23 protein-coding genes and 2 pseudogenes are annotated in these 21,852 nt (G+C 68.3%); 12 read left to right on the top strand and 13 right to left on the bottom strand.

Going from position 1 to position 21,852, the window contains the following annotated elements:
* The first annotated feature begins 16 nt into the window (after positions 1-16).
* Positions 17-157 (top strand): rubrerythrin-like domain-containing protein, encoded by a 141-nt coding sequence (locus NO931_RS03590; protein ID WP_256391250.1) that lies wholly within the window; start codon positions 17-19, stop codon positions 155-157.
* A gap of 161 nt (positions 158-318) precedes the next feature.
* Entirely contained in the window at positions 319-456 is a 138-nt protein-coding gene (locus NO931_RS03585) for a rubrerythrin-like domain-containing protein (RefSeq protein ID WP_256391249.1), read from the top strand.
* A 27-nt stretch (positions 457-483) separates the two neighbouring features.
* Here the strand turns inward: NO931_RS03585 and NO931_RS03580 are convergent, their stop codons facing one another.
* A complete protein-coding gene (locus NO931_RS03580) occupies positions 484-1,212 on the bottom strand; it encodes a CAP domain-containing protein (RefSeq protein WP_256391248.1) in 729 nt (242 codons plus the stop codon).
* Between the two features lie 281 nt (positions 1,213-1,493).
* On the opposite strand from NO931_RS03580, the gene NO931_RS03575 reads away from it, so the two are divergent.
* Both NO931_RS03575 and NO931_RS03570 read left to right on the top strand, forming a co-directional pair.
* Complete coding sequence (locus NO931_RS03575) at positions 1,494-4,421, top strand: DEAD/DEAH box helicase (protein WP_256391247.1); 2,928 nt, start codon at positions 1,494-1,496, stop codon at positions 4,419-4,421.
* Between the two features lie 166 nt (positions 4,422-4,587).
* Entirely contained in the window at positions 4,588-4,812 is a 225-nt protein-coding gene (locus NO931_RS03570; protein ID WP_256391246.1) for a hypothetical protein, read from the top strand.
* Positions 4,813-4,897: 85 nt separating this feature from the next.
* On the opposite strand, the gene NO931_RS03565 is transcribed toward NO931_RS03570, so the two are convergent.
* From NO931_RS03565 to NO931_RS03555, 3 genes are all read right to left on the bottom strand, one after another.
* The gene (locus tag NO931_RS03565; RefSeq protein ID WP_256391245.1) at positions 4,898-6,355 is read right to left on the bottom strand and encodes a sulfatase family protein; all 1,458 of its coding nucleotides are present in this window, start codon (positions 6,353-6,355) and stop codon (positions 4,898-4,900) included.
* Between the two features lie 162 nt (positions 6,356-6,517).
* Positions 6,518-8,086, bottom strand: coding sequence for a sulfatase family protein (locus NO931_RS03560; RefSeq protein ID WP_256391244.1), 1,569 nt, complete (start codon positions 8,084-8,086; stop codon positions 6,518-6,520).
* Positions 8,083-8,325: a YuzB family protein gene (locus tag NO931_RS03555; protein ID WP_256391243.1), complete on the bottom strand. Its 243-nt coding sequence runs from the start codon at positions 8,323-8,325 to the stop codon at positions 8,083-8,085. Before NO931_RS03555 ends, NO931_RS03560 begins: the two co-directional genes overlap by 4 nt.
* Positions 8,326-8,463: 138 nt before the next feature.
* Between NO931_RS03555 and NO931_RS03550 the strand changes: the two genes are divergently transcribed.
* Together NO931_RS03550 and NO931_RS03545 are read left to right on the top strand one after the other, a co-directional pair.
* Positions 8,464-9,159, top strand: a complete 696-nt coding sequence (locus tag NO931_RS03550; RefSeq protein WP_256391242.1) for a DUF8593 domain-containing protein — start codon at positions 8,464-8,466, stop codon at positions 9,157-9,159.
* A gap of 69 nt (positions 9,160-9,228) precedes the next feature.
* Positions 9,229-9,825 (top strand): annotated as a pseudogene (locus tag NO931_RS03545) (protein sorting system archaetidylserine decarboxylase); the annotation flags it as partial.
* Positions 9,826-10,113: 288 nt separating this feature from the next.
* Here the strand turns inward: NO931_RS03545 and NO931_RS03540 are convergent.
* The 3 genes from NO931_RS03540 to NO931_RS03530 all read right to left on the bottom strand — a co-directional run bounded on the left by NO931_RS03540 (position 10,114) and on the right by NO931_RS03530 (position 14,718).
* A complete protein-coding gene (locus tag NO931_RS03540; RefSeq protein ID WP_256391241.1) occupies positions 10,114-12,360 on the bottom strand; it encodes an AAA family ATPase in 2,247 nt (748 codons plus the stop codon).
* Positions 12,361-12,465: 105 nt separating this feature from the next.
* Complete coding sequence (locus NO931_RS03535) at positions 12,466-12,948, bottom strand: cupin domain-containing protein (RefSeq protein WP_256391240.1); 483 nt, start codon at positions 12,946-12,948, stop codon at positions 12,466-12,468.
* A 90-nt stretch (positions 12,949-13,038) separates the two neighbouring features.
* Positions 13,039-14,718: an NADH-quinone oxidoreductase subunit D gene (locus NO931_RS03530; protein ID WP_256391239.1), complete on the bottom strand. Its 1,680-nt coding sequence runs from the start codon at positions 14,716-14,718 to the stop codon at positions 13,039-13,041.
* Positions 14,719-14,822: 104 nt separating this feature from the next.
* Here NO931_RS03530 and NO931_RS03525 point away from each other — a divergent pair, with 104 nt between their 5' ends.
* Complete coding sequence (locus NO931_RS03525; protein ID WP_256391238.1) at positions 14,823-15,497, top strand: helix-turn-helix domain-containing protein; 675 nt, start codon at positions 14,823-14,825, stop codon at positions 15,495-15,497.
* A gap of 90 nt (positions 15,498-15,587) precedes the next feature.
* Entirely contained in the window at positions 15,588-15,722 is a 135-nt protein-coding gene (locus NO931_RS03520; protein ID WP_256391237.1) for a DUF7128 family protein, read from the top strand.
* A gap of 27 nt (positions 15,723-15,749) precedes the next feature.
* On the opposite strand, the gene NO931_RS03515 is transcribed toward NO931_RS03520, so the two are convergent.
* On the bottom strand, positions 15,750-15,998 hold the full coding sequence (locus NO931_RS03515) for a DUF7508 domain-containing protein (protein ID WP_256391236.1): 249 nt from the start codon (positions 15,996-15,998) through the stop codon (positions 15,750-15,752).
* A gap of 212 nt (positions 15,999-16,210) precedes the next feature.
* Positions 16,211-16,633: pseudogene (locus NO931_RS03510) on the bottom strand (DUF5796 family protein); the annotation flags it as partial.
* Positions 16,634-16,756: 123 nt separating this feature from the next.
* Here NO931_RS03510 and NO931_RS03505 point away from each other — a divergent pair.
* The 3 genes from NO931_RS03505 (at position 16,757) to NO931_RS03495 (ending at position 18,446) form a co-directional block, all read left to right on the top strand.
* On the top strand, positions 16,757-17,608 hold the full coding sequence (locus NO931_RS03505) for a shikimate kinase (protein WP_256391235.1): 852 nt from the start codon (positions 16,757-16,759) through the stop codon (positions 17,606-17,608).
* On the top strand, positions 17,566-17,871 hold the full coding sequence (locus tag NO931_RS03500) for a chorismate mutase (RefSeq protein ID WP_256391234.1): 306 nt from the start codon (positions 17,566-17,568) through the stop codon (positions 17,869-17,871). The genes NO931_RS03505 and NO931_RS03500 overlap by 43 nt, the downstream gene beginning before the upstream one ends.
* Positions 17,872-17,981: 110 nt before the next feature.
* On the top strand, positions 17,982-18,446 hold the full coding sequence (locus NO931_RS03495; protein WP_256391233.1) for a nucleoside deaminase: 465 nt from the start codon (positions 17,982-17,984) through the stop codon (positions 18,444-18,446).
* Positions 18,447-18,468: 22 nt separating this feature from the next.
* Here NO931_RS03495 and NO931_RS03490 read toward each other — a convergent pair whose 3' ends face one another.
* Together NO931_RS03490 and NO931_RS03485 are read right to left on the bottom strand one after the other, a co-directional pair.
* Entirely contained in the window at positions 18,469-18,984 is a 516-nt protein-coding gene (locus NO931_RS03490) for a DUF6789 family protein (protein ID WP_256391232.1), read from the bottom strand.
* A gap of 108 nt (positions 18,985-19,092) precedes the next feature.
* Positions 19,093-19,467, bottom strand: a complete 375-nt coding sequence (locus NO931_RS03485; protein WP_256391231.1) for a hypothetical protein — start codon at positions 19,465-19,467, stop codon at positions 19,093-19,095.
* A gap of 148 nt (positions 19,468-19,615) precedes the next feature.
* Between NO931_RS03485 and NO931_RS03480 the strand changes: the two genes are divergently transcribed.
* Positions 19,616-19,777, top strand: a complete 162-nt coding sequence (locus NO931_RS03480; protein WP_256391230.1) for a hypothetical protein — start codon at positions 19,616-19,618, stop codon at positions 19,775-19,777.
* Between the two features lie 25 nt (positions 19,778-19,802).
* Here NO931_RS03480 and NO931_RS03475 read toward each other — a convergent pair whose 3' ends face one another.
* Positions 19,803-21,356 carry a PH domain-containing protein gene (locus NO931_RS03475; RefSeq protein ID WP_256391229.1) on the bottom strand — a complete coding sequence of 518 codons (1,554 nt, stop codon included), beginning with the start codon at positions 21,354-21,356 and terminating at the stop codon, positions 19,803-19,805.
* The gene (locus NO931_RS20805; RefSeq protein ID WP_375142029.1) at positions 21,353-21,739 is read right to left on the bottom strand and encodes a PH domain-containing protein; all 387 of its coding nucleotides are present in this window, start codon (positions 21,737-21,739) and stop codon (positions 21,353-21,355) included. Before NO931_RS20805 ends, NO931_RS03475 begins: the two co-directional genes overlap by 4 nt.
* Between the last annotated feature and the right edge of the window lie 113 nt (positions 21,740-21,852).

The raw sequence follows: 21,852 nt of genomic DNA, 5'->3' as shown, positions 1-21,852 counted from the left end.
TTCGTCAACTTCCCACATGGTGTTCACAGATCCGCACACGCCGTCGGAGAAACGCTACGAGTGTACCGAGTGTCTCAACAGGACGACCGGCGAAGCGGTCGGCGAGTGTCCCGAGTGCGGCGGCACGGTCCGAAACGTGGCCGTCGGGCGGTGGTGAGCGCCAGCGGCGCTTCACGACGCCGCTGATCTGTTCTCTCCATCTAACCGTTTTCTCGGAATCATGTGTACGAATGCCCTGTATTTTCGAAAGTAGTTGCATAATCGACGAACTGCTAGGAACAGATATAGCCGCTCGTCGCGAACTGGTATTCGAGTACCATGCGCGGAGATCCGTACACCCCCGTCCGACCGACCTACGAGTGCACCCGCTGCGAAATGCGGACGACGACGGACACCAGCGGCGTCTGTCCTCGCTGTGGCGCCCAGACGATCAATATCGCGGTCGCTCGCGAGTGATCGGACTGTCGATCCCCTCGAACGTTCTTACAGCGTCCATCCGCGACAGAAGTTGTGGGTGGCAAGCACCTTCCCGTCGTCGGTGATGTAGACGCCGACGCCGCCGCTCTCCCAGCGCTCCCGGAGCATGTTCTCGCGGTGGCCCGTGGAGTTCATCCACTGGCCGACCAGCGCCGTCGCCAGTTCCTCGTCGCTCTCGTAGGTCTCGACGGCGCCGCTGTCGGTCTCGACCGGTCGCCCCGCCCACGAGAGCGCGATGTTCTCGCCGTAGGCGCGACAGCCCGACGCGACCTCCCGGTACCGATCGAACGGCCCCTGCCCGTCGGGATTAGTGTGCGAGAAGTAGTCCCGGTCGGCCATGTCCTCGCTGTGGGCGCGCGAGACCGACGCCGCCGTCGGATTCCACTCCAGCGGGTCGAGCCCCCGCTCGGTTCGGCGCTCGTTGACCTTCTCGTGGACCAGTCGCTCGACGGTTCCGCTGTCGATCTCGACGCTCCCGTCGGTGTAGCCGGATTCGTTCGGATCGCCCGGTGCCATCTCGGCGCCGTCGTCGAGCGGGTCGGGAAGGCCGACGGCGCCGGGATCGACTCCGACGCCGACGGCCTGGAGCACGAACGCGGACGCGACGACGAACAGCGCCGCCACGACGACGAGTTTCACCAGTCCGAGAGCGACCGCCACCAGCGAGGTCACCAGTCGGTACGCGATCCGGAGCGGCGCGGCGAGCAGTCGGACGAACGTCGAGTCGGAGGTCATAGGGCGGGTAGCGGACGGCGGGGCGCTGATGTCGATCGGCGGCGCTGGCGGTCGTCGCGGCCGGTAGCGGTCCGTCGCCGCCGCCGATACCGGGCCGGCGTTGCGCCCCGGAATCCCGAATCGCTCTACGAGAAAACCGGCCTTGAGTATGTGGTCGTTACTCGCCCGCTGACCGAGATTCGCCTCGAACGACGAGCGCGAGAAGACGCCGCTCGACGGGGTAACGCGCCGCCGAGCGCCGAACAAATGGCTTAACCGCGTCCCGACCCTACTCGCCCGCGATGACGGAGGGGGAGATCGCACCCGATCCGGCGGCGTTCGCGCGCCTCGGACCGGACGTTCGCGCGGCGCTGTCCGAGCGGGGATTCGAGACGCCGACCGAGCCCCAGCGTCGGGCGATCCCGCCGCTTGCGGCCGGCGAGAACGCGCTGGTGATCGCGCCCACGGGGACCGGCAAGACCGAGACCGCGATGTTGCCGGTGTTCGACGCCATCGCGGAGCGGCGGAGGGCGGCCGCTGCCGAGACCGAAGCTGAAGCCGATCCCTACGAGGGGTTCGCCGCGCTGTATATCACGCCGCTGCGCGCGCTGAACCGTGATATGCGCGAGCGACTGGAGTGGTGGGGCAAGCAGTTGGACGTCGAGGTCGACGTGCGTCACGGCGACACGACCGACTACCAGCGCCAGAAGCAGGCGTCGGACCCGCCGGACGTGCTCGTCACGACGCCGGAGACGCTGCAGGCGATGTTTACCGGGTCGAAACTCCGCAAAGCGCTGTCGACGATCGACCACGTCGTGATCGACGAGGTCCACGAACTGGCGGCGTCGAAGCGCGGCGCCCAGCTCTCGATCGCGCTGGAGCGCCTGCGCGAGGTGGCGGGACCGTTCCAGCGGATCGGCCTCTCGGCGACGGTGGGTGATCCTCAGGAGGTCGCCGACTTCCTCACGGGCGGCCGGCCCTGCGCGATTCGGGAGGTCGACGTCGGGAGCCGGATCGACCTCGCGGTCAGAGAGCCCGAGATCACCGACGCCGACGAGACGCTTTCGGGGCAGCTGATGACCTCGGCCGAGATCGCCAGCCACGTCCGGGCGATCGCCGAGATCGTCGACGAGAACGAGTCGACCCTGATCTTCGTCAACACCCGACAAACTGCAGAGGCGCTGGGATCGCGGTTCAAAGCGATCGGACCGGACGGCTCGGCAGACGCTCCCGGCGCCGAGGTCTCGGTCGGCGTTCACCACGGCTCGCTCTCGAAGGAGGCCCGGATCGACGTCGAGGACCGGTTCAAGGCCGGCGAGATCGACGCCTTGCTGTGTACCTCCTCGATGGAGTTGGGGATCGACGTGGGCCACGTCGACCACGTCGTCCAGTACTCCAGCCCCCGGCAGGTCACCCGAATCCTCCAGCGCGTCGGGCGCGCGGGCCACCGCAGCGACCAGATCTCGCGCGGGACGATCCTCACGACCCGACCGGACGACACGTTCGAGGCGCTGGCGATCGCCCGCCGCGCGAAGGCCGGCGAGGTCGAGCGCCTGCCGATCCACGAGGGCAGTCTCGACGCCGTCGCGAACCAGATCGTCGCGCTGGCGATGGGCCACGAGGAGATCGGCGCCCGCGAAGCCTACGATATCGTCACCGCGGCGTACCCGTTCCGGAACCTTCCGGAGGAGACGTTCCGCGAAGTCGTCCGCGAACTGGCGGACAACCGGGTGATCTGGCTCGAAGAGGAGTACGACCGGATCGAGAAGACCGGCGGCACCTGGCAGTACGTGTACGCCAACCTCTCGATGATCCCCGACGAGGAGACCTACGAGGTCCACGACGTCGCCAGCGGCCGCCAGATCGGCACGTTAGACGAGCGGTTCGTCGTCAACTTCGCCCAGCCCGGCGAGGTGTTCATCCAGCGCGGCGAGATGTGGCGGATCACGACGATCGACGACGAGGAAAGCGAGGTGAAGGTCTCGCCGATCGAGGATCCCGCCGGCGAGGTGCCGTCCTGGATCGGCCAGGAGATCCCGGTCCCCGAGGCAGTTGCCGGCGAGGTGGGCGAGATGCGCCGCGTCGCAGGACCGCAGTTTTCCCGGGGTCCGTCTGAGAGCGGAATTGTGGACGCCGCCGCGGTCGCGGGTGAGTTCACCGGGCGCTATCCGACCGACCAGTTCACCGCGAGCGAAGCCTTAGAGCAGGTTCGGCGTCACGTCGAGGCGGGGTCGCCGTTGCCGACCGACGACCGAATTCTGATCGAGCGTCAGGGCCGGACCGTCGTGGTGAACGCCTGTCTGGGCCACACTGTCAACGAGACGCTGGGCCGGCTGCTGTCGTCGATGCTGGGCCAGCGTAGCGGGTCGTCGGTCGGGCTGGAGGTCGACCCGTACCGGATCGAACTCGAAGTGCCGACCAGCATCTCGACGCCGGAGATCGTCGAGGTATTGGAGGAGACCGACCCCGACCACGTCAGGGCGATCATCGAGCTGAGCCTCAAGAACTCCGACGCGCTGAAGTTCCGGCTCGCGCAGGTCGCCGAGCAGTTCGGCCGAATCAAGCGCTGGCAGGGCGACGCGAGCGTCTCCCAGAACCGCCTGCTGGCGGCGCTCGAAGATACCCCCGTCTACGAGGAGGCCGTCCGCGAGGTGTTCCACGAGGACTTGGCGGTCGACGCCGCCGGCGAGGTGCTGGACGCGATCCAGTCGAGCGAACTCGTCGTCGAGACCGTCGGCGGCCACACGCCGATCGGTGCCGGCGGGCGCTCGTCGGGCCAAGAGTTGCTCTCCCCGGAGAACGCCGACGCGAGCGTCATCGAGACGGTCCGCGAGCGCATCCAGAACGATCGGGTGATCCTGCTGTGTCTCCACTGCACCGACTGGAAGACCTCGAAGCCGGTGCGCAGGGTGCGCGACCGGCCGACGTGTCCCGAGTGCGGCTCGACCCGGATCGCCGCGCTGAATCCGTGGGCCGACGAGGTGGTACAGGCGGTCCGCTCGCAGGATAAAAACGAGGAGCAAGAGGAGATGACCGAGCGGGCGTTTCGGTCCGGGAGTCTCGTTCAGAGCCACGGCAAGCAAGCCGTCATCGCGCTGGCGGCCCGCGGCGTCGGGCCGCACAACGCCGCCCGGATCATCAACAAGCTCCGGGAGGACGAGGACGCGTTCTACCGGGACATTCTGGAGCAGGAACGGCAGTACGCGCGGACGCAGTCGTTCTGGGACTGACCGACCGCGAGCGGTTCGCCCGATTGGAAATTCGTCGTCGGTGTTCGTGCTCGCGCGCGGATCGATCAGTCAACTATGATCCGTCCGCGAGAACGACCAGCTACGTGTCGTGTGGCGATCCGAGTCCGAGAGCGTTTATCTACCCGTGCTAACGAATCTCGAGACAATGGACCTCCTCTTCATCGACGAGAACGGCGATCGGGGAGTCGTGCGGCGAGATCGGTCGGTAGAGTACGACGGCGATATCGCGGGTGAGGTGCAGACAGTGGTCTCGAACGTCGAAACGGCGATCGATAGTCCCGATCCCTCACCGGAGAAGGTCTACGAGGAGTTGGTTATCGAGCTTCCTCGAAGATGCCACGTCGTCGAAACGCGGATTCGAGAGCATTGATCGGTGCTCGTGGCGATCAGCTGTTCCGCCGCTGAACGCAGGTCTCGCGACGGTCCCGGAGAAGAATCCGCGTTACTACCGCCCGTTACTGCAGATAGCCCAGTTCCTCCAGTTGCTGCTTCCGCGCGCCGCTGATGTCGACCTCTTCGCTCGTCTCGGCGCGCTCGAACGAGTCGAGCCACTCGTCGAGTTGCTCTTCCATCTCCGTCACCATCTCGGGGCGCTCGTTCTCCAGACTCGACCGCTCGGCCGAGTCCTCGGCGACGTGATACAGCTCTCTGGTGCCGTCAGAGCCGCGGATGAACTTGTACTCCTCCGTGCGCACAGCTCGGAGCGACCGGTCGAAGCGGTAGACGTACTCGGGCAGCTCGCCCACCTGACGCTCCAGCGCGGCCATCGTCGGCTGAGGGTTCATGTACTCGGCGTAAAGTTCCTCGCGCGGTTCGGCGTCGGCGTCCGGATGGACCGACCGGCCCTGGAACCGCTCGCGGGCGTCGGGTGCGTCGACGCCGGCGGCGTCAAGCAGCGTCGGCACGAGATCGACGAGGCTCGTCAGGTCGTCGACCTCGTCGCCGTCCTCGAAGCCGGGGCCGCAGATCACGAGCGGGACGTGCAACAGTGTGTCGTACAGGCAGTACTGGTGGTCCATCATCCCGTGGTCGCCGACGTTCTCGCCGTGGTCGCCGACGACGACGAGGATCGTGTCTTCCCACTCGCCCGCGGCGACGAGCGCGTCGCGAAGCGCGGCGATCTGATCGTCGAGCGATGCGATCTCGGCGCGGTACAGCGCCCGGAGCACGTCGAACTCCTCGCTGGAGTGGTTGACGTTGCCGACGAGGTACTCCCAGGGATCCTGTTCGAGCGCCGTCGCGTCGGCGTAGTCGACGTCGTCGGGCAGGAACGTCTCGGCGTACTCGCGGGCCGGTTCGTACTCCAGGTGCGGTTCGATGCAGTTCGCGAACAGGAAGAACGGGCGGTCGTCGTTTCGGCCGCCGAGCCAGTCGTCGATCAGGTCGACCGTTCGCCCGGCACCGCTGTCGCGCCGAGCGTACGCCAGGCGAGCGTACGCCGCGTTGACGGCGTTACGTATCGGATTGCCGGACATCGCGCGTTCGAGAAGCCCTTGCGAGCGCTCCTCGTCTTGCACCTGGACCATCTCCCAGAGCATGTTGCCGTCGCCGGGGAGCAGCTGCCAGGCCTTCCGCAACCGGTCGAAGCCGCGTCCGAACCCGAACTCGTCGGTGATCCAGGTGTTGTTGGTGACGCCGAACGTCTCGTAGCCGGCGTCTCCGAGCAGTTCGGGGAGCGTCGGCAGCGCGCCGTCGAGGTGTTCGTGGCCCGAGTACGCCCCGTGCTTGGAGGGGTAACAGCCCGTGAACATCGATCCGTGCGAGGGTAGCGTCCACGGCGCCGCCGAAAACGCCCGAGTGTAGCGGGTGCCGGCCTCCCCGAGTTCCGCGACCGTCGGGGCGGTAGAAGATGTCACGTCGCTGTCCCGTGCAGTATCCATCACGACGACCGCGATATTCGGTGAGTCTCGCATAGGTTACAGGTGCGCTACGACGGATGCCCTGTAAGCCGTTATTGGGCTAAAAGTAGGTTCGCACCCCGTTCTATAATATATACTGACGCTTGTAGCCGATTGGTTTCGGTGCCGTCCGGCGTGGCGAGGATTGGTTCCCGTGGTGTGGTGCCGTGGAGCACGTCACGCGGGCGGGTCCAAGTTCAGCCGGTCGAGCTGATGCTCGGGCGCGTCGAGGGCCTCGAGGCCCGCGACCAGTTCCGCCCGTAGTCGCTCGCGCTCCTCGGTGCGCTCGTCGGCGAGGTTCGTCTCCTGGGTCGGATCGTCGCGAACGTCGAACAGCAACGGCTCGTCGAGCTGAGCGTAGCTGTCGGCCGCGAACCGCCAGACTGGACCGTCGGCGTGGGCGACGAACCCGCCGGCCTCGGCGTCGGTCTTCGGCGTCGTCGGCAGCGGGAACCCCCGGGCGTTCATCATCGTCGTCGAGTGGCAGTAGCTCTCGACCGACGGGTCACAGGGGTGGAGGTACGTGTACTCGCCGTCGGTGACGTTGACCGCCGATCCCCAGTAGCCGTACAGCGCCCGATCGCGGTGGGCGTGGAGATCATCGGCGTCGGCATCACCCGCGAGCAAGGGCAGGAGACTCCGGCTGTGGACGCGATCGGCGGCCTCGGCGTCGATACCGAGCAGATCCAGCACGGTCGCGTACAGGTCGACCGCCGAGGTGAGCGACGCGATCCGCTCGCCGTTGTGCGCGCCCTCGGGATGCCAGACGAACAGCGGCGTCCGCGCGAGCACGTCGTACACCGGCGGCTCGTTCTTCCCGACCCAGCCGTGCTCGCCGAGCAGGAAGCCGTGATCGCTCGTGACGATAACCGCGGTGTCGTCCCACAGCTCCTCGTCGTCTAACGCGTCGAGCACGCGCCCGAACCACTCGTCGGCCATGGTGACCTTGCCGGCGAACTGGGAGCGGACGAATTCGAGCTGGCGGTCGGAGAGTTGGCTTTGCCCTTCGTCGACCGGGCCGTAGTACGGCCAGACGTCGAGGTCGGGGTCGCGCGGGTCCTCGTCGGTGTACATGGAGGCGTACGGCTCCGGACAGTGGAACGGCTCGTGGACGTCGAAGCTGTCGACGTAGCAGAGCCACCGGTCCCACTCCCGGTTTGCGCGAAGCCACTCCGCGGCCCGCGAGAACAGCCGCGGTGCGAACGCGTTGCGCTCGTCGTCCTCGACGCCGCGCCGGGCGGCGTTCCGGGCGTACACCGACCGGTTGACGTAGCCGACGCCGCCGGGCGGGTCGGTCTCGCGATCGAGGGTCTGGTCGAGCAGGCGATCGTCGGGCTGTCTGGGGGCGGTCTGCCAGGCGTCGTACTCGTGGCCCCGCACGAACTCGAAGCCCGTGTAGTCCTCGTAGTAGCCGTGGGCGCCGTGCTGGAAGTAGTGGAAGTGATCGGTGATCAACTGGGTCAGGACGCCGTCGTCGCGCGCGACCCGTGCGAGGTGGTCGTCGGAGGGCTCGATCGGCCCCCAGGAGCGCCAGAGGAACTCCTGGACGCCGGCGTGCCACTCGCGCCGGGCGGGCATGCACGGCAGGCTCCCGGCGTAGTGAGTGTCGAACGTCGCGGCGCGCTCGGCGAACCGGTCGAGGTTCGGCGTCTCGACGCCGTAGTCGACGCAGTGGGGCTCGTCGGCGTACGCGCCGAGGAAGTCCCGGCGTAAGCTGTCGATCGAGAGCAGGAGGACGTTCGTCACGGTTCGTCCTCCGGAGGGATCTCGGTGTCGTCGCTCGACGCCGTTTCGACGCCGTCGAGCACCGTCGCGAACTCCGCGCCGGTCCGCAGGTCGCCGTCGACGAGCACGAACGGCCCGGCCCGGCAGGCGTCGCAGCGCTCCCGACAGGGTGCGATCGAGAGCTCGATCCCTCGCCGGCGCGCGGCGGTTCGACACTCCGCGGTGACGTTTCGCAGGCAGCACTCGACCGTCGGTACCATGGTCGACAGTTCGACGCCGCGGCTGTTAAACGGCCGCCGCGGAATCGCCGATTTCACCGCGTTGACCTGTCGGTAAGCTCTATACGTGGCGGTTGGCTTTTTGCCCGCTCGCGTCGGGGCCTCCCACGGGGGAGACCAATGGACGACGATACACGCACGCGACCGACCGGCGACGACGAAGGAAAGGACGTGATCGACGCCAGCGGCGAGCTCATCGGCGAGGTGTCCGAGCACCGCGGCGACACGCTCGTCGTCGACGCCGATCCGTCGATCACCGACCAGATCAAGTCGGTGCTGGGCTGGGGCGAGACGGACGACGTCTACCGCATCGACGAGACGGAGATCGACCGGATCTCGGACAACGCGGTCCACGTCCGGACGACCGAGCACGAGGATCCCGGCGGACGCGCGGGCGCCTCGGACGCCGGCGCCACCGAGACCAGCCCCGGCGGCGCGGCGACCGAGGCAGGCAGAACCACGACCGACGACGATCGGTCGCCGACGGGCAGGCAGACGGTCGACGATCGCTCGGACGACGAGCCGATGCCCGGCGAGACGACGGAGGGCGACGACGTGACCGGGACGGGAGACAGGACGATGGACGAAGGGTCCCACGGCGACGCCGGACACGACGACAGGGAGGGGCTCACAGACGACGAACTCCGGGAGGCCGGCGAGAGCGACACCGCCGAGGGTGTGCCCGACGACGAGCGCCGCCTGACGGACGACGACGCCGACGATTCGGATGACGGGCATCTGAGCGGCGACGATGACGACGACTCCGACGATGGCGTCCTGAGCGACGACGATGACGACGACTCTAGCAGGCACTGACCCCCTCGGCGCGCGCTCGCCGCTGGTCGATCCGCAACCTCCTTACTTCGGGTCGCCGTACGGTGGCACATGAACTTCGCGCCCGGGGCCTGGAAGTACGCCCTGTTCCCGCTGCTCGGTGCGTTTCCCGCGCTGTTTATCACTCCGGGCGCGACCGTCGGACTGCTCGCGATCGGCGGCGCCGTGCTGTTTTTCTACCGCGATCCCGAGCGGACGGCGCCACTCTCCGGCGTCGCAGCGCCGGCCGACGGCAAGGTATCGGTGCTCCGCGAAGAAGGCGACCGTGTTCGCGTCGGCGTGTTCATGAACGTCTGGGACGTCCACGTCAATCGCGCACCCATCGGCGGGACGGTCGAGACCGTCGAGCACGTTCCCGGCGCACACAGGCCGGCGTTCGCCAAGGAATCCGACCGCAACGAGCGCGTCCGGATCGAGTTCGAGGAGCACGAGGTTACGCTGGTCGCGGGGGCGTTCGCCCGCCGCATTCACCCCTATCTGGAGGCGGGCGAGACGGTCGAGCGCGGCGACCGGATCGGCCACATCTCCTTCGGCAGTCGCGCGGACATCCTACTGCCGCCGGCGTTCGATCGCGACGACCTGGCCGTCGAGCGCGGCGAGAAAGTGACCGCGGGCGAGACGGTGCTCGCGCGCCGCGGCGGCTTCGAGCTGGCTGAGGGCGCCGAACAGGCTGACGCCGACGCGGCGGCTGCCGACACGCCGGCTGCCGACGCCGACGGTGAGACCGACGCCGACGACGGGGCCGACGACCAGTCGGGCGAGCAACACGGCCTCGTCGACGACCGGTCGGCGACGGCCGACGCAGACGACGAGGGCGGAGACGACGACAGCCGGATCGAGGCGTCGGAACGGACCGGGATCGGGATGGTCGACGAACGGGAGTAAGGAGAGCAAAGGCGGTCGAAAAACGGCGTCAGCACTCGGCCTGCGATGTCGCTAGTAGCTCGCGAGCGTCGGCTCGACGCTCTCGATGGCGCGTTCGAAGTGGTCGGCGCCGATCACGATCTCGTCTGCGCGCTCGTCGGCTTCCTCCGGCCCCAGCTCCTCGGCCATCTCGCGGATCGCCAGCATCGACGCCTCGCGAACGACCGCTTCGAGGTCGGCGCCGGTGTACCCCTCCAGATCGTCGGCGAGGGCGTCCAGATCCACGTCGTCGGCGAACGGCTTCCCGCGGCCGTGGACCTCGACGATCGCGCGGCGGCCATCCTCGTCGGGTTCGGGCACCTCGACGTGCGTGTCGAGGCGACCGGGGCGGAGCAGCGCGGGGTCGATGGCGTCTTTGCGGTTCGTCGCCGCGAGCACGACGAGGTTCGGGTTCTCGACGAGCCCGTCGAGCTCCGTCAGCAGCTGCGAGACGACGCGCTCGGTCACCTCGTGGCTGTCCTCGCGCTGGGCCGCGATGGCGTCGATCTCGTCGAAGAAGACGATCGAGGGCGCCGACGTGCGAGCGCGCTCGAACACCTCGCGGACGGCCTTCTCGGACTCGCCGACGTAGCGATCGAGTAGTTCGGGGCCGTTGACGTGGACGAAGTTCACCTCGCTCTCGCCGGCGAGCGCGCGGGCCAGCAGCGTCTTGCCGGTGCCCGGCGGGCCGTACAGCAGGACGCCGCTGGGCGGTTCGGTGTTGGTCTCGGCAAAGAGGCGTTCGTACGCCAGCGGCCACTCGACGGCCTCGCGCAGGGTCTGCTTGGCGTCGTCGAGCCCGCCCACGTCGTCGTAGCCGACGTCCGGCGTCTCGGCGACGAACTCGCGCATCGCGGAGGGGTCGATCGCGGCCATCGCGGCGTCGAAGTCGGCTTTCGTCACTTCGAGGTCGGCCTCCGCGAGATCGTCGGCCTCGCCGCGGATCCGCCGGAGCGCGAGCATCGCCGCCTCCGAAACGAGCGCGTCGACGTCGGCGCCGACGAAGCCGTGGGTGCGCTCGGCCAGCGTGTCGACCGAGACGTCTTCCGCCAGCGGCATCCCACGAGTGTGAACCTGGAAGATCTCGCGGCGCCCCTCGACGCCGGGGACGCCGATCTCGATCTCGCGGTCGAAGCGGCCGCCGCGGCGCAGCGCCGGGTCGATAGCGTCGACGCGGTTCGTCGCGCCGATGACGATCACGTCGCCACGCGAGTCGAGCCCGTCCATCAGCGAGAGCAGTTGGGCGACGACGCGGTTCTCGACGTCGCCGGCGTCGTCGCGCTCGCCGGCGATCGAGTCGATCTCGTCGAAGAAGATGATCGTCGGCGCGTTCTCCGCGGCGGTCTCGAAGATCTCGCGGATGCGCTCCTCGCTCTCACCCTTGTACTTCGACATGATCTCCGGGCCGGAGACGTTGATGAACTGCGCGTTCACCTCGTTGGCGACGGCCTTGGCGATCAGCGTCTTGCCGGTGCCTGGCGGCCCGTACAGCAGGACGCCCTTGGGCGGGTCGACGCCGAGCCGGCGGAACAGATCCGGCTGGTCCAGCGGTAGCTCGATCATCTCGCGGACCTGCTCTAGCTCGTCGTCGAGCCCGCCGATGTCCTCGTAGCTGACCGCGGTGGGCGCCGTCGCCGCCGGCTCGTCGGCGTCGCCGGACGCCCCGTCCGGTTTGCCACCGCTCGCCGAACTGTCGGCCGACTGGCCGTCGGACGACCCGTCGTTCGACCGCGTGCCGTCGCTCGACGCCGACACGCCGCCGCTGTCGCTCGTCGCGTCGTTGTCCACCGATACGACCGTGTGGTCGGTCACGCGAACCGGCTCGTGGGGCGTGGTCGACTCGACGGTGAAGGGTTGGTCGGCGATCCGCTCCAGTCGAACCTGCTCGCCCTCGCTCACCGGCCGGTCGTGGAGCGTCTTCGTCGCGACGCGCTGGATCACTTGCTCGTCGACGTCGGACAGCGACGCCGGCGGCGACAGCGTCACCGACACCGCCTCCTCCAGCGAACCGTGCCGGACCGAGACGGTGTCGCCGATGCTGACGCCCGCATTGGCCCGCGTGTCGGCGTCGATCAGTACGGCGTCGACCGGAACGTCGTCGCCGGCGGGCCACACCTTCGTCGCGGTGACGCGGTCGCCCTCGATCACGACGGTGTCGCCGCTGAGCACGCTCAACTCGTTCCGCGCGGCGTCCGAGAGCCGCGCGACCCCGCGCCCGGCGTCGCGCTTCTGGGCGCCTTTCACCGTCAGCGAGATCCCGCCGCCGTCCTGCTCGCTCATGGCCCAGTTTTGCCGCCGGGCGGCCTTGAAGGATTCCCCTCGCCGTCCGGGCGTCGCGGTCGGGATCGTGCGCCGGTTGCGCGCCGCGGCGACGCCGACGCTCGGCTACTCCTCGCCGTCCCAGTAGTCGACGGCGTCCTCCTGCCGGTAGTAGCCTTCGAGCGTCCGCTCGTCGGTGCCGCCGGGCGCGGCGCCGTCGAGCACGCCGACTTTCTCGGAGTCCGGATAGACGAGCACCTCGGGCGTCGCCATCGTCGAGATCATCAGGTACCGGAGCGGCTCCTCGGAGTCGTTGATGATCCTGTGGGCGCCGTCCTCGCCGGCCGGCAGCGCGACGTAGTCGCCCGCGTCCAGCGACAGCTCCTTGTCGTCCCCGCGAAGCCGGCCCGTCCCGTCGAGCACGTAGAGCGCCTCTTCGTTGGCCGTGTGGTAGTGGTAGGGCCAGGATTTCTTTCCCGGCGGGAGCTCGTAGAGGCTACAGCCCAGTTCGTCACCGCCCGCCGCGTCGGCGAGGCGTTTGCGCCTGTACTCGGCGTCGCCGCGGTCGACCGAGGCCCAGTCGAGCTCCGACTCGTTTACCTTTCCCATGATGGTTGCTGGTACCGAGTTGTAAAATCTCTGTCCGAATCGGCAGTCGTGAGCGTACCGATCGAGTTCGCCGCCGGGGCAGTCGTGAGCTTACCGATCGACCCCGCCCATGATCGTATCGAGACTTCCCAGCGACGCGATCAGGTCGGCGACGTAGCCGCCGGTGCCGAACTCCGGCAGGGATTGCAGGTTCGAGAAGGAGGGGCCGCGGATCTTGAACCGAGCAGGCTTGTCGGTGCCGTCGGCGCGGATGTAGATGCCGAGTTCGCCCTTCGCGGCCTCCACGGCGCGGTAGATTTCGGTGTCGGGGTCGGGCTTGATCGTCCGCGGGACGTTGCTCTGGATGTTGCGCTCGTCCTCGGGCCAGTCCTCAAGCAGATCGACGCACTGTTCGATGATCTTGGCCGATTCTGCGACCTCGTCCAGTCGGACCAGCAGTCGGGAGTAGTTATCACAGCCCTCGCGGACGACGACGTCCCAGTCGAGTTCGTCGTAGTAGCCGTAGGGGTCGTCGCGCCGAAGATCGTAGTCGATTCCCGAGCCGCGGGCGACCGGTCCGGTGACGCCGTAGTTCTTCGCGGTCTCGGGGTCGAAGATTCCGGTATCGACGGCCCGCGCCTGGAGGATCTCGTTGTTCGACAACAGGTTGTGGTACTCCTCCATCCGTCGGGGCAGCTCGTCGAGGAACTCGCGGACCTTCTCGAAGAACTCCTCGCGGGGCTCGGGCAGGTCCCAGGCGACCCCGCCGAGTCGGAAGTAGTTGAACATCAGGCGCTGGCCGGTCAGATCTTCGAGAATGTTCTGGACGACCTCCCGATCGTTGATTGCGTACATGAACGTCGCGGTGAAGTCGCCGACGATGTCGAGCGCGTACGCGGCGGTCGCCAACAGGTGGCTGAGCGTCCGGCTCAACTCGGCGCTCATCGTCCGGATCACCTGCGCGTACTCGGGGACCTCGAGGTCGGCGAGATCCTCGGCGACGCGGGCGTAGGCCCACTCGTTGCAGAGCCCGGCGCCGCCCCAGTCCCAGCGGTCGGGGTAGGGCATGATCTGGTGGCGGTAGGTACCCTGCTGGCACATCTGCTCCTCGCAGCGGTGGATGTAGCCGATGTCGGGTTCGACGTCGACCACCTGCTCGCCGTCGAGCACCGTTTCGAGGTGCATCACGCCGTGCGTCGCGGGGTGGTGGGGACCGATGTTGAGCAGCATCGTCTCGGTCCCCTCGTCCCCGCCCTCGACGCGGCGATCTTCCTCCAGCGGGTTGGCGTTCTCGCTGTACGCGACCAGCTGCGGGCGATCCTGCGCGTAGTCCTCGCGCAGCGGGTGGCCCTGCCAGGTTTCGGGCAGGAGGATCCGCCGGAGGTCGGGGTGGTCGTCGTACTCGATGCCCAGAAGATCGTACGCCTCGCGCTCGTGCCAGTCGGCGGTTCGGAAGACGGGTTCGGCGCTCTCGCTGACGGGGGCGTCCGTCGGCGTCGGGACGACCACGCTGACCTCTCTGGTGGGATCGTCGTAGCTCCGGAGGTGATAGATCGTCTCGAACCGGTCCCCGTACTGCTGGGCCGTCGCACAGGCGAGGTGGTCGAAACCGGCCTCCTCTTTGAGCGTCGAAAGCACCGCCTGCACTTCGTCGGGGCGGATCACGAACCCCTCGGCGTTGACGTGGGTCTCGCGGTCGAGGACGTGCTCGTCCAGCAGGCTCTCCAGATCGTCGTAGTCGACGCCCCGTCGGTCCGCCGCGGCCGCGCTGGCGTCGTGTTCGAGACTCATGTTCGGATCACGCTCGGTCGATACGCTGACCTACGCGACGATACGGGTTCGTCTTGCTGCCTCAAAGGCGAGGTTATTTTAAAAGAGACGACCATGAGACGGCCGTGAGATACGTCAGGCTGGCGCTGGCGCTGCCGCCGGAGCGGCGTCACCCGATGCACCAGTTCGTCGTCGAGAGCGACGAGCACGGCGCCTCCCGGCAGCTCTCTTGGAGCGTCTCGGTCGACGGAACGATCTCGACGGTGTTCCGCGTCGAGGGGAGTCCCGACCGCTACGTCGACGCGCTGGAGACGGTCGATTCGATCCGCACCTACCACGTCGCGGCGTCCACGAGCGGCTTTTATCTCTACGTTCGCGAGGATCTTCCCGAGAGCGAGTTCGAACTCGCGACCGCGCTGGACCGCGACGGCCTGCTGATCGTCCCGCCGATCACGTACCGCGAGGACGGCTGCGCGGAGTTCTCGCTGGCAGGGGGTTCGGCCGCGGTGCAGGAGGCCGTCGACGCCGTGCCGGAGTCGATCGACGTCGACGTGCTCGAAATCGGCCAGTACAGGGGGCAGCCGTTCGACCGCGGCGGCGGCCTGACCGACCGGCAGCGCGAGGCCGTCCGCGCCGCCGTCGACTCCGGCTACTACGAGTCGCCACGCGAGGGAACCGTCGAGGACGTCGCCGCGGCGCTGTCGTGTTCGCCCGGTACCGCCGCAGAACACCTCCGGAAGGCCGAGGCGGCCGTGATGAGCGCAGTCGCCGGCGATCGCCCGGACCTGCCGGGACTGTGATACCTCGTCGTCGAACGAGCGACGAGACGTCGCCGATCGGACGACGACGCCGGAGAAACGACTTTACGGACTGCGATTCGAACGTGTGACATGGTGGTTCAGACCGAGCGCGACGAGATTACCTGGTACGAGTGCGAGGAGTGTGGCCTGCTGTTCGACGACGAGGGCGACGCGGGCAAACACGAGGAACACTGCAACGCAGAGGAGCCCTCGTACCTGCAGTAGCGGCGCGACGCCTCCGGCAGCGAGCAGTTACTCCGCCAGCCGCTCGCGGTGCTCGTCGGCCAGGTCCGCGGCCTGCGCTTTGGTCTGGGTCGTCTCCCAGCGTACGTTCGGGTCGGATCGGTACGACAGCGCGCTCTTGACGACGTCCCTGAGCATCCCCGTCTCGACGGCGACGGCCTCCCCGTCGGCGTCGCCGAACTCCGCGACGCCGTAGCGGTTCGGCGCGTCGCGGACCGCCGACCGATCGAGGTCGCGCCACTGTTTTCGGAGCGGCATCACTCGTCCTCGACGTATTCGGAGTCGATCCAGCCGTCGGACGCACCGCCGTCGTCATCATCGTCGGAGTCCTCGACAGACGCCGCTTCAGCATCGCCGGACGCCGCTGCGGCATCGCTGTCGTCCGGCGCCGCGTCGGCGTCGCGCTCGTGGGATGCGGCGCCGTCACCGTCCTCTGTCTCTGCAGCGGCGTCGTCGCCGTCGACGGCGTCCTCGCCGACGATCTCGTAGGACTGCTCGGAGAGTTCGTCCTCGGCGAACACGAACACCCGGCCGCGCGCGACCTCGGGATCGGCGTCGACGATGACCGAGTGACCGTCGGCGCGGGTGGTGACGCCGGGAAACAGCTCTTCTTCCTCGCCGGGGTCGACGAACACGCGGCCGACGCCGGTCGTCTCCAGGATGTCGTCGTGGGTGTTCCGGTCGTTGACGTAGGTCAGCACGCCCTCGGTGCCATCGGGATCGGTGACGAGGATCTGGACCAGCTTTCCGGGAGCCGTCTTGACCGTCCCCGCGGCTTTCTTCGGCGGGCCGTGGTAGAACACCTCCCGTCCGTCGAGGTACTCGACGGCGATGCCGTCCTCCGAAAGCTCCACCCCGATCGTCGACGGGGCGACCGTGTTGCGCGCGCTCATGTCGTCGCATTCGGCCGGGGCCGGGAAAAGCGCCGCGTTCGGCGGCGGCATCGCCGCGGACGCCACGGCGTCGTGATGCGCGCCGACCGCCAGCGGTAAATATTCGCTTCGGCGAGTAGAGGTATGAACGGACGAGCGGAGGCCCCGGCGGCGGGGACGGTGCTGAACGCCCTGGCCTGCGGGAAGGGCTCGGCGTTCGCGATCGACGCGTACACGACGGCCGAGGTGACGCTCGCCGACGAGTCGGGCGTCGAGGGCGAGATCGACGGCGCGCCCGACGCCGACACCCGGCTGATCGAGCGTTGCGTCGAACTCGCGACCGAGCGCTACGGCGACGGGCAGGGCGGGACCGTGCGCACCGAGAGCGAGGTGCCGATGGCGTCGGGACTCAAGAGTTCGAGCGCGGCCGCGAACGCGACCGTGCTCGCGACGCTCGACGCGCTCGGCGTCGCCGACGAGATCGAACGCGAGGAGGCCTGTCTGCTCGGCGTCGAGGCGGCCCGCGACGTCGGCGTCACCGTCACGGGAGCGTTCGACGACGCCTCGGCGTCGATGCTCGGCGGCGTCACCGTCACCGACAACGGGAGCGACGAACTGCTCGCCCGCGAGACCGTCGACTGGGACGTGCTGGTGTACACGCCGCCCGAGCAGGCGTTCAGCGCCGACGCCGACGTCGAGCGCTGCAAGCGGATCGCCCCGATCGCCGAGTTGGTCGCCGACCTCGCGCTCGACGGCCGGTACGGCCTCGCGATGACGGTCAACGGGTTCGCGTTCAGCGCTGCACTGGAGTTTCCCACCGCGCCGGCAGTCGAGGCGCTGCCCGACGCCGACGGCGTCTCGCTGTCCGGCACCGGCCCCAGCGTCGTCGCGGTGGGCGACCGAAAGGCACTCCAAGGAGTACGGGAGAGATGGGACAACAGGCGTGGGACAACATGGCTAACGACGACACAATCCACGGGCGCGCGGACGAGATGAGCTTAGAGGAGCTCCGCGAGGAGATCAGAGACATCGACCAAGGGATCGTCGAGTTGATCGCGCGACGCACCTACGTCGCCGACACGATCGCGCAGGTCAAAGAGGATCAGGGCCTCCCGACGACCGACGAGTCCCAGGAGGCCGCGGTGATGGAGCGGGCCGGCGAGAACGCCGACCAGTTCGACGTCGATCGCAACCTCGTCAAGGCGATCTTCCGGCTGTTGATCGAGTTGAACAAGGCCGAGCAGCGCGAATCCCGCTGAGGAACCGCCCCGGACGGTGGTGTTCTCGATGGTCGTCCGACGAACCTCGTCGGCGCGCTACCCGAACTGCACAACACTTCTGTGGCTCGGTGTCGACGGTATCGACGACAATGACCGACCCGGAACTCGACGCGTTCGATCACGAACGACACATGCGACGAGCCTTCGACCTCGCGCGCGAAGCCGCGGACCGCGGCGACGAGCCGTTCGGTTCCGTACTGGTGCGCGACGACGAGGTCGTCGCGACGGCGTCGAACCGCATCGTGACCGAATCGGACCTGCGGCGCCACCCGGAACTCGATCTCGCGAAGACGGCCCACCGCGATTTCTCGCCCGACGAGCGCGCTCGCACGGTGATGTACACGAGCACCGAACCGTGTCCGATGTGCGCGGGCGGGCTTCGGACGGCCGGCCTGGCTCGCGTCGTCTACGGCGTCGGCGCCGACGAGATCGTCGAGTTTGCGGGCGGCGAACCGTCAGTCCGCACAGCGACGATCCTCGACGGCGAGACAGACGTGACCGGGCCGCTGCTCAACGAGGAAGCGCGCGCGATCCACGAGGAGTTCGACTGGTAGGCCGTTCAGAGCACCTGTCGACTCAGACGGCGTGCTGGGGGATCTCGCCCCACTCGTCGAGCAGGTAGCCCAGCGCGAGCCCGTAGAACACGTGGTACAGCATCGAGACGACGAGGAACACTCCGATGCCGAGCGGCCCGGTGCTCGGCAGGAACACCATCACGAACGCGATCCAGTAGATCAGCGCGTACGTCACGCCGCGGGCGTACCGCGGCTCTTCTGGCGGGAGGTAGGCGCCGACGACGAGGAACTGGATCGGCAGGAACAGCGTGCCGCCCATGACGAACAGCGCGATGCCCAGCGCCAGGCTCGGTCCCAGCCCGAGGAACGAGCCGAACGTCGAAAACCGGACGATCGGGGCGGTGCTAAACAGATCCAGCAGCGCGGGGAGTCCCACGAGCACCGGGAGCATCGCCACCATCCCAACGAAGCCGCTGAGCATTGCGATCCCGATCAGGCGGAGCGTGATGGGGACCTCCGCCGCCCTCGCGGCCTCTCCGGCCGATACCGACCCGACGTTGGACTGTTCCGAACTCATGCGTGTAACAGATTTGCACTCCATAACGATAAATCAGGATGGTCGTGCGAGCGGCCGACGAACGCCCGGCGGTCCGCCGGCGCGCTTTCACCCGATCGGCGGCGTCGACTACCGGACATCCGAAACGTCGCCCTCGTCACCGCCGCCGGCGTCGTCGCCGGTCATCTCGTCGGTTTCCTCGCCGGCCGCGGACGCCACCTCGTCGGCGTCGATGACCGAGCTGAGCTGACTCTCGTCGACGGCGTCGTTCAGCGTTCCCGGATCGGTCACGGCGCTCAGGCCCCGCTCGTCGACCGCCGATTTGACCGCCCCGGCGTCGATCGCCGACTCGACGTTCTCCTCGTTCGCGGACGATTTTAGCGCTCGCCGGACCGCGACGTAGCCGACCAGCGCGGCGCCGCCGGTCGCCACCGCGCCGGGGACGCCGTAGCGCTTGTACCCGAACTTGACCGCCTTCTTTCCGATCGTGTAGGCGCCGATCATACTCACACGTCGGGTCCATGCGGGCAAGAGTTCGGGGCCACAGTGTGTAGGTCTGGTGCGGGCCCCCGATCGCTCGTCGCGGCGTGACGCCGCGTCGTCGGCCGATCGCGCACCTAGCCATATTGCAGAGCGCCTCGATAGCTTCCGTATGGACCTGTCATCACCGGGCAACCTCGACCAGATCGAGCCGGGCGTGTTGATCCTCGTGGGATTCGTGCTGTTCATCATCCCGGAGCCCGCGACGTCGGCGCTCGGCGCGGGACTGCTGTTGCTGGGCGCCAGCTGGTGGGTCTACGAGTGGGGCCGCTAGTAGAAGCGCTCGACCGACCGCCCGGTCACTCGCCCGGCGACGGCGTCCCGTCGAACGTCGTGTCGGGCGCGGCGTCGACGTCGAACAACCGATCCTCGGCGGGCGTCCGCTCGGCCAGCGAGTCCTGGAGACGCGAAGCGACCTCCTCGCGTAGCTCGGCCGCCAGTCCGACGTCGATGTCGACCGCCTGGGCGTCCTGTCCGGTGAGGCTGCGCGAGCCGGCGGTGTCGATCGTCAGCGTCGCGAGGTCGCGCCGGCGCTGGAAGATCGTCTGGCTGTCCAGCACCGTCTGCACACGGTAGTACGGCACGACGGTCGTCGTCCGGTTCCAGAAGCCCGCTCGGGTCACGACGTGATCGTCGCCGAGCGCGTAGCCGAGGTTGCGCCACTTGAGGTGGGCGGCGACGGGGATCAGCGGAACGGCGGCGAACAGCGCGTACCAGTACAGCTGGGTCGTCGTCGCGCGATCGGCGAGGAACGCCGCGCCGATCAGCACCGCGAGAACGATGCTGTACCGGGCGACGTACCGCATCCGGGCGCGCTTGGGCGGGCGCTCGAACGACGGGTCGCCGAAGCGCTCGACCGACTGGGCCAGGTCGATCACCCGCTCGCGCCTGGCCAGCGGGACCGCCGACTGCGAGCCGCCGGCCTGACCGGGCGAGGAACCCGCCGTCTCGATCGAGAGCGACGCGTAGCCGACGAGCCGCTGGAGGACGTTCTCGGCCATCGACACCGTCTGGACCTTACCGAGCGGGATCGTCCCGCTGTAGCGCTCGATCAGTCCCCGGTCGTACCTGAGTTCGTCGCCCCGCCGGACGAGCGTGAACCCGTAGTAGTTCAGCACCGCGACGACGCCGCTGGCCAGCGCCGTCACGGCGTAGAGCGCGATCGCGGCCAGCGGCGCGACGACGAACGCGGGCCCGGCTACCAACATCTGCTCGGCGACTGCCGGCCCGAACAGCGGCGCCAGCACCGTCACGAGCGGCAGGAATCGCAGGTCGATCGACACCAGCCCCAGCATCGTCAGCTCGCGGTCCGAGATCGCGAACAGCTGTTCGACATCCGCTTTCTCGTCCGCGCGCTCGTCGTCGGACGCCGCGTCGCGGTCGGCTTTGCCCGTCTCGTCCCGAGCGACGAGGCGCTTTCGGCGGCCGATCTCGTTCTGTAGGCGATCGGCCTCGTCGACGTCGACGTACCGGAGCTGGGCCTCCGCCGAGCTCCCGCCGGCGGTCTCGACTGTCACTTCGGCGAGCCCCAGCACGCGCTGGATCACGTTCCGGCTGATCGAGACGTTCTGAACGCGGCGGTAGGGAATCTCCCGGTCGCGCGTCGAGAGCACGCCCGACCGGAGGTCGAACGTCGTCTCGGTCAGGTCGTACTCGAAGCGCTGGTAGTACAGCACCTCCCAGACGACGACGGCGACGAGGAGCGTTCCGACGATCCCCAGCAGCCCCGCGGCCTGCAGCCCGTCGCCCGAGAGGAGCGTCCCCGAGAACGCGAAGATGACGAGAAAGCCCACGAACTGCCAGACGCGCTGGGCCGCCCGATAGGGGATCGACAGCGGGTGCAGCGTCGTCATACGGCGTCGTCACCGTCCGCGAGGATCGCCAACTGCTTGAGCCGCTCCTGCATGTCGTCGGCCCGCTCGGACGTCAACCCGGGGATCGTCACGTCGGCGCCGCGCGTCCCCGCGGTGTAGACGACCGACGACGCGAGTCCCACCGACCGCTCGACGGGGCCGCGGCTGGCGTCGACGTGCTGGATCCGGACGTAGGGGACGACCGTTCGCACGCGCGTCAGGACGCCGCGTTCCAGGTACAGCGCGTCCTCGCGGACCTCGTAGGTCCAGATCCGGTAGCGAAGGATCGAGTGGATCATCACGAGCGTTCCGACGATCGCGAACGTCGCCGCCCCGATCCAGCCGGCGCCCGCGACGAAGAACGACGCGACCGCGCCGACGATGACCGAGAGGATCGCCGCCGACAGCAGTCCCTGGAGCACCCAGACGATCCGGACGCGGGAGTCCAGCCCCCGCGGCTCGATCGTCAGATCCGACGCCGTCACGTCGTTCGCGA

The sequence above is a fragment of the Natronoarchaeum rubrum genome (assembly GCF_024494695.1).
This window is presented reverse-complemented; position numbering and strand designations above follow the sequence as displayed.

Bases quoted from the DNA above. Each gene is read 5' to 3' on its own strand.
- NO931_RS03535 (WP_256391240.1), bottom strand. From the start codon at position 12,948: ATGGGAAAGGTAAACGAGTCGGAGCTCGACTGGGCCTCGGTCGACCGC.
- NO931_RS03475 (WP_256391229.1), bottom strand. From the start codon at position 21,356: ATGACGACGCTGCACCCGCTGTCGATCCCCTATCGGGCGGCCCAGCGC.
- NO931_RS03485 (WP_256391231.1), bottom strand. From the start codon at position 19,467: ATGATCGGCGCCTACACGATCGGAAAGAAGGCGGTCAAGTTCGGGTAC.
- NO931_RS03555 (WP_256391243.1), bottom strand. From the start codon at position 8,325: ATGGTACCGACGGTCGAGTGCTGCCTGCGAAACGTCACCGCGGAGTGT.
- NO931_RS03495 (WP_256391233.1), top strand. From the start codon at position 17,982: ATGACCGACCCGGAACTCGACGCGTTCGATCACGAACGACACATGCGA.
- NO931_RS03515 (WP_256391236.1), bottom strand. From the start codon at position 15,998: ATGCCGCTCCGAAAACAGTGGCGCGACCTCGATCGGTCGGCGGTCCGC.
- NO931_RS03575 (WP_256391247.1), top strand. From the start codon at position 1,494: ATGACGGAGGGGGAGATCGCACCCGATCCGGCGGCGTTCGCGCGCCTC.
- NO931_RS03500 (WP_256391234.1), top strand. From the start codon at position 17,566: ATGGCTAACGACGACACAATCCACGGGCGCGCGGACGAGATGAGCTTA.
- NO931_RS03590 (WP_256391250.1), top strand. From the start codon at position 17: ATGGTGTTCACAGATCCGCACACGCCGTCGGAGAAACGCTACGAGTGT.
- NO931_RS03530 (WP_256391239.1), bottom strand. From the start codon at position 14,718: ATGAGTCTCGAACACGACGCCAGCGCGGCCGCGGCGGACCGACGGGGC.
- NO931_RS03520 (WP_256391237.1), top strand. From the start codon at position 15,588: ATGGTGGTTCAGACCGAGCGCGACGAGATTACCTGGTACGAGTGCGAG.
- NO931_RS03480 (WP_256391230.1), top strand. From the start codon at position 19,616: ATGGACCTGTCATCACCGGGCAACCTCGACCAGATCGAGCCGGGCGTG.
- NO931_RS03550 (WP_256391242.1), top strand. From the start codon at position 8,464: ATGGACGACGATACACGCACGCGACCGACCGGCGACGACGAAGGAAAG.
- NO931_RS03585 (WP_256391249.1), top strand. From the start codon at position 319: ATGCGCGGAGATCCGTACACCCCCGTCCGACCGACCTACGAGTGCACC.
- NO931_RS03580 (WP_256391248.1), bottom strand. From the start codon at position 1,212: ATGACCTCCGACTCGACGTTCGTCCGACTGCTCGCCGCGCCGCTCCGG.
- NO931_RS03565 (WP_256391245.1), bottom strand. From the start codon at position 6,355: ATGCGAGACTCACCGAATATCGCGGTCGTCGTGATGGATACTGCACGG.
- NO931_RS03570 (WP_256391246.1), top strand. From the start codon at position 4,588: ATGGACCTCCTCTTCATCGACGAGAACGGCGATCGGGGAGTCGTGCGG.
- NO931_RS03505 (WP_256391235.1), top strand. From the start codon at position 16,757: ATGAACGGACGAGCGGAGGCCCCGGCGGCGGGGACGGTGCTGAACGCC.
- NO931_RS03540 (WP_256391241.1), bottom strand. From the start codon at position 12,360: ATGAGCGAGCAGGACGGCGGCGGGATCTCGCTGACGGTGAAAGGCGCC.
- NO931_RS03490 (WP_256391232.1), bottom strand. From the start codon at position 18,984: ATGAGTTCGGAACAGTCCAACGTCGGGTCGGTATCGGCCGGAGAGGCC.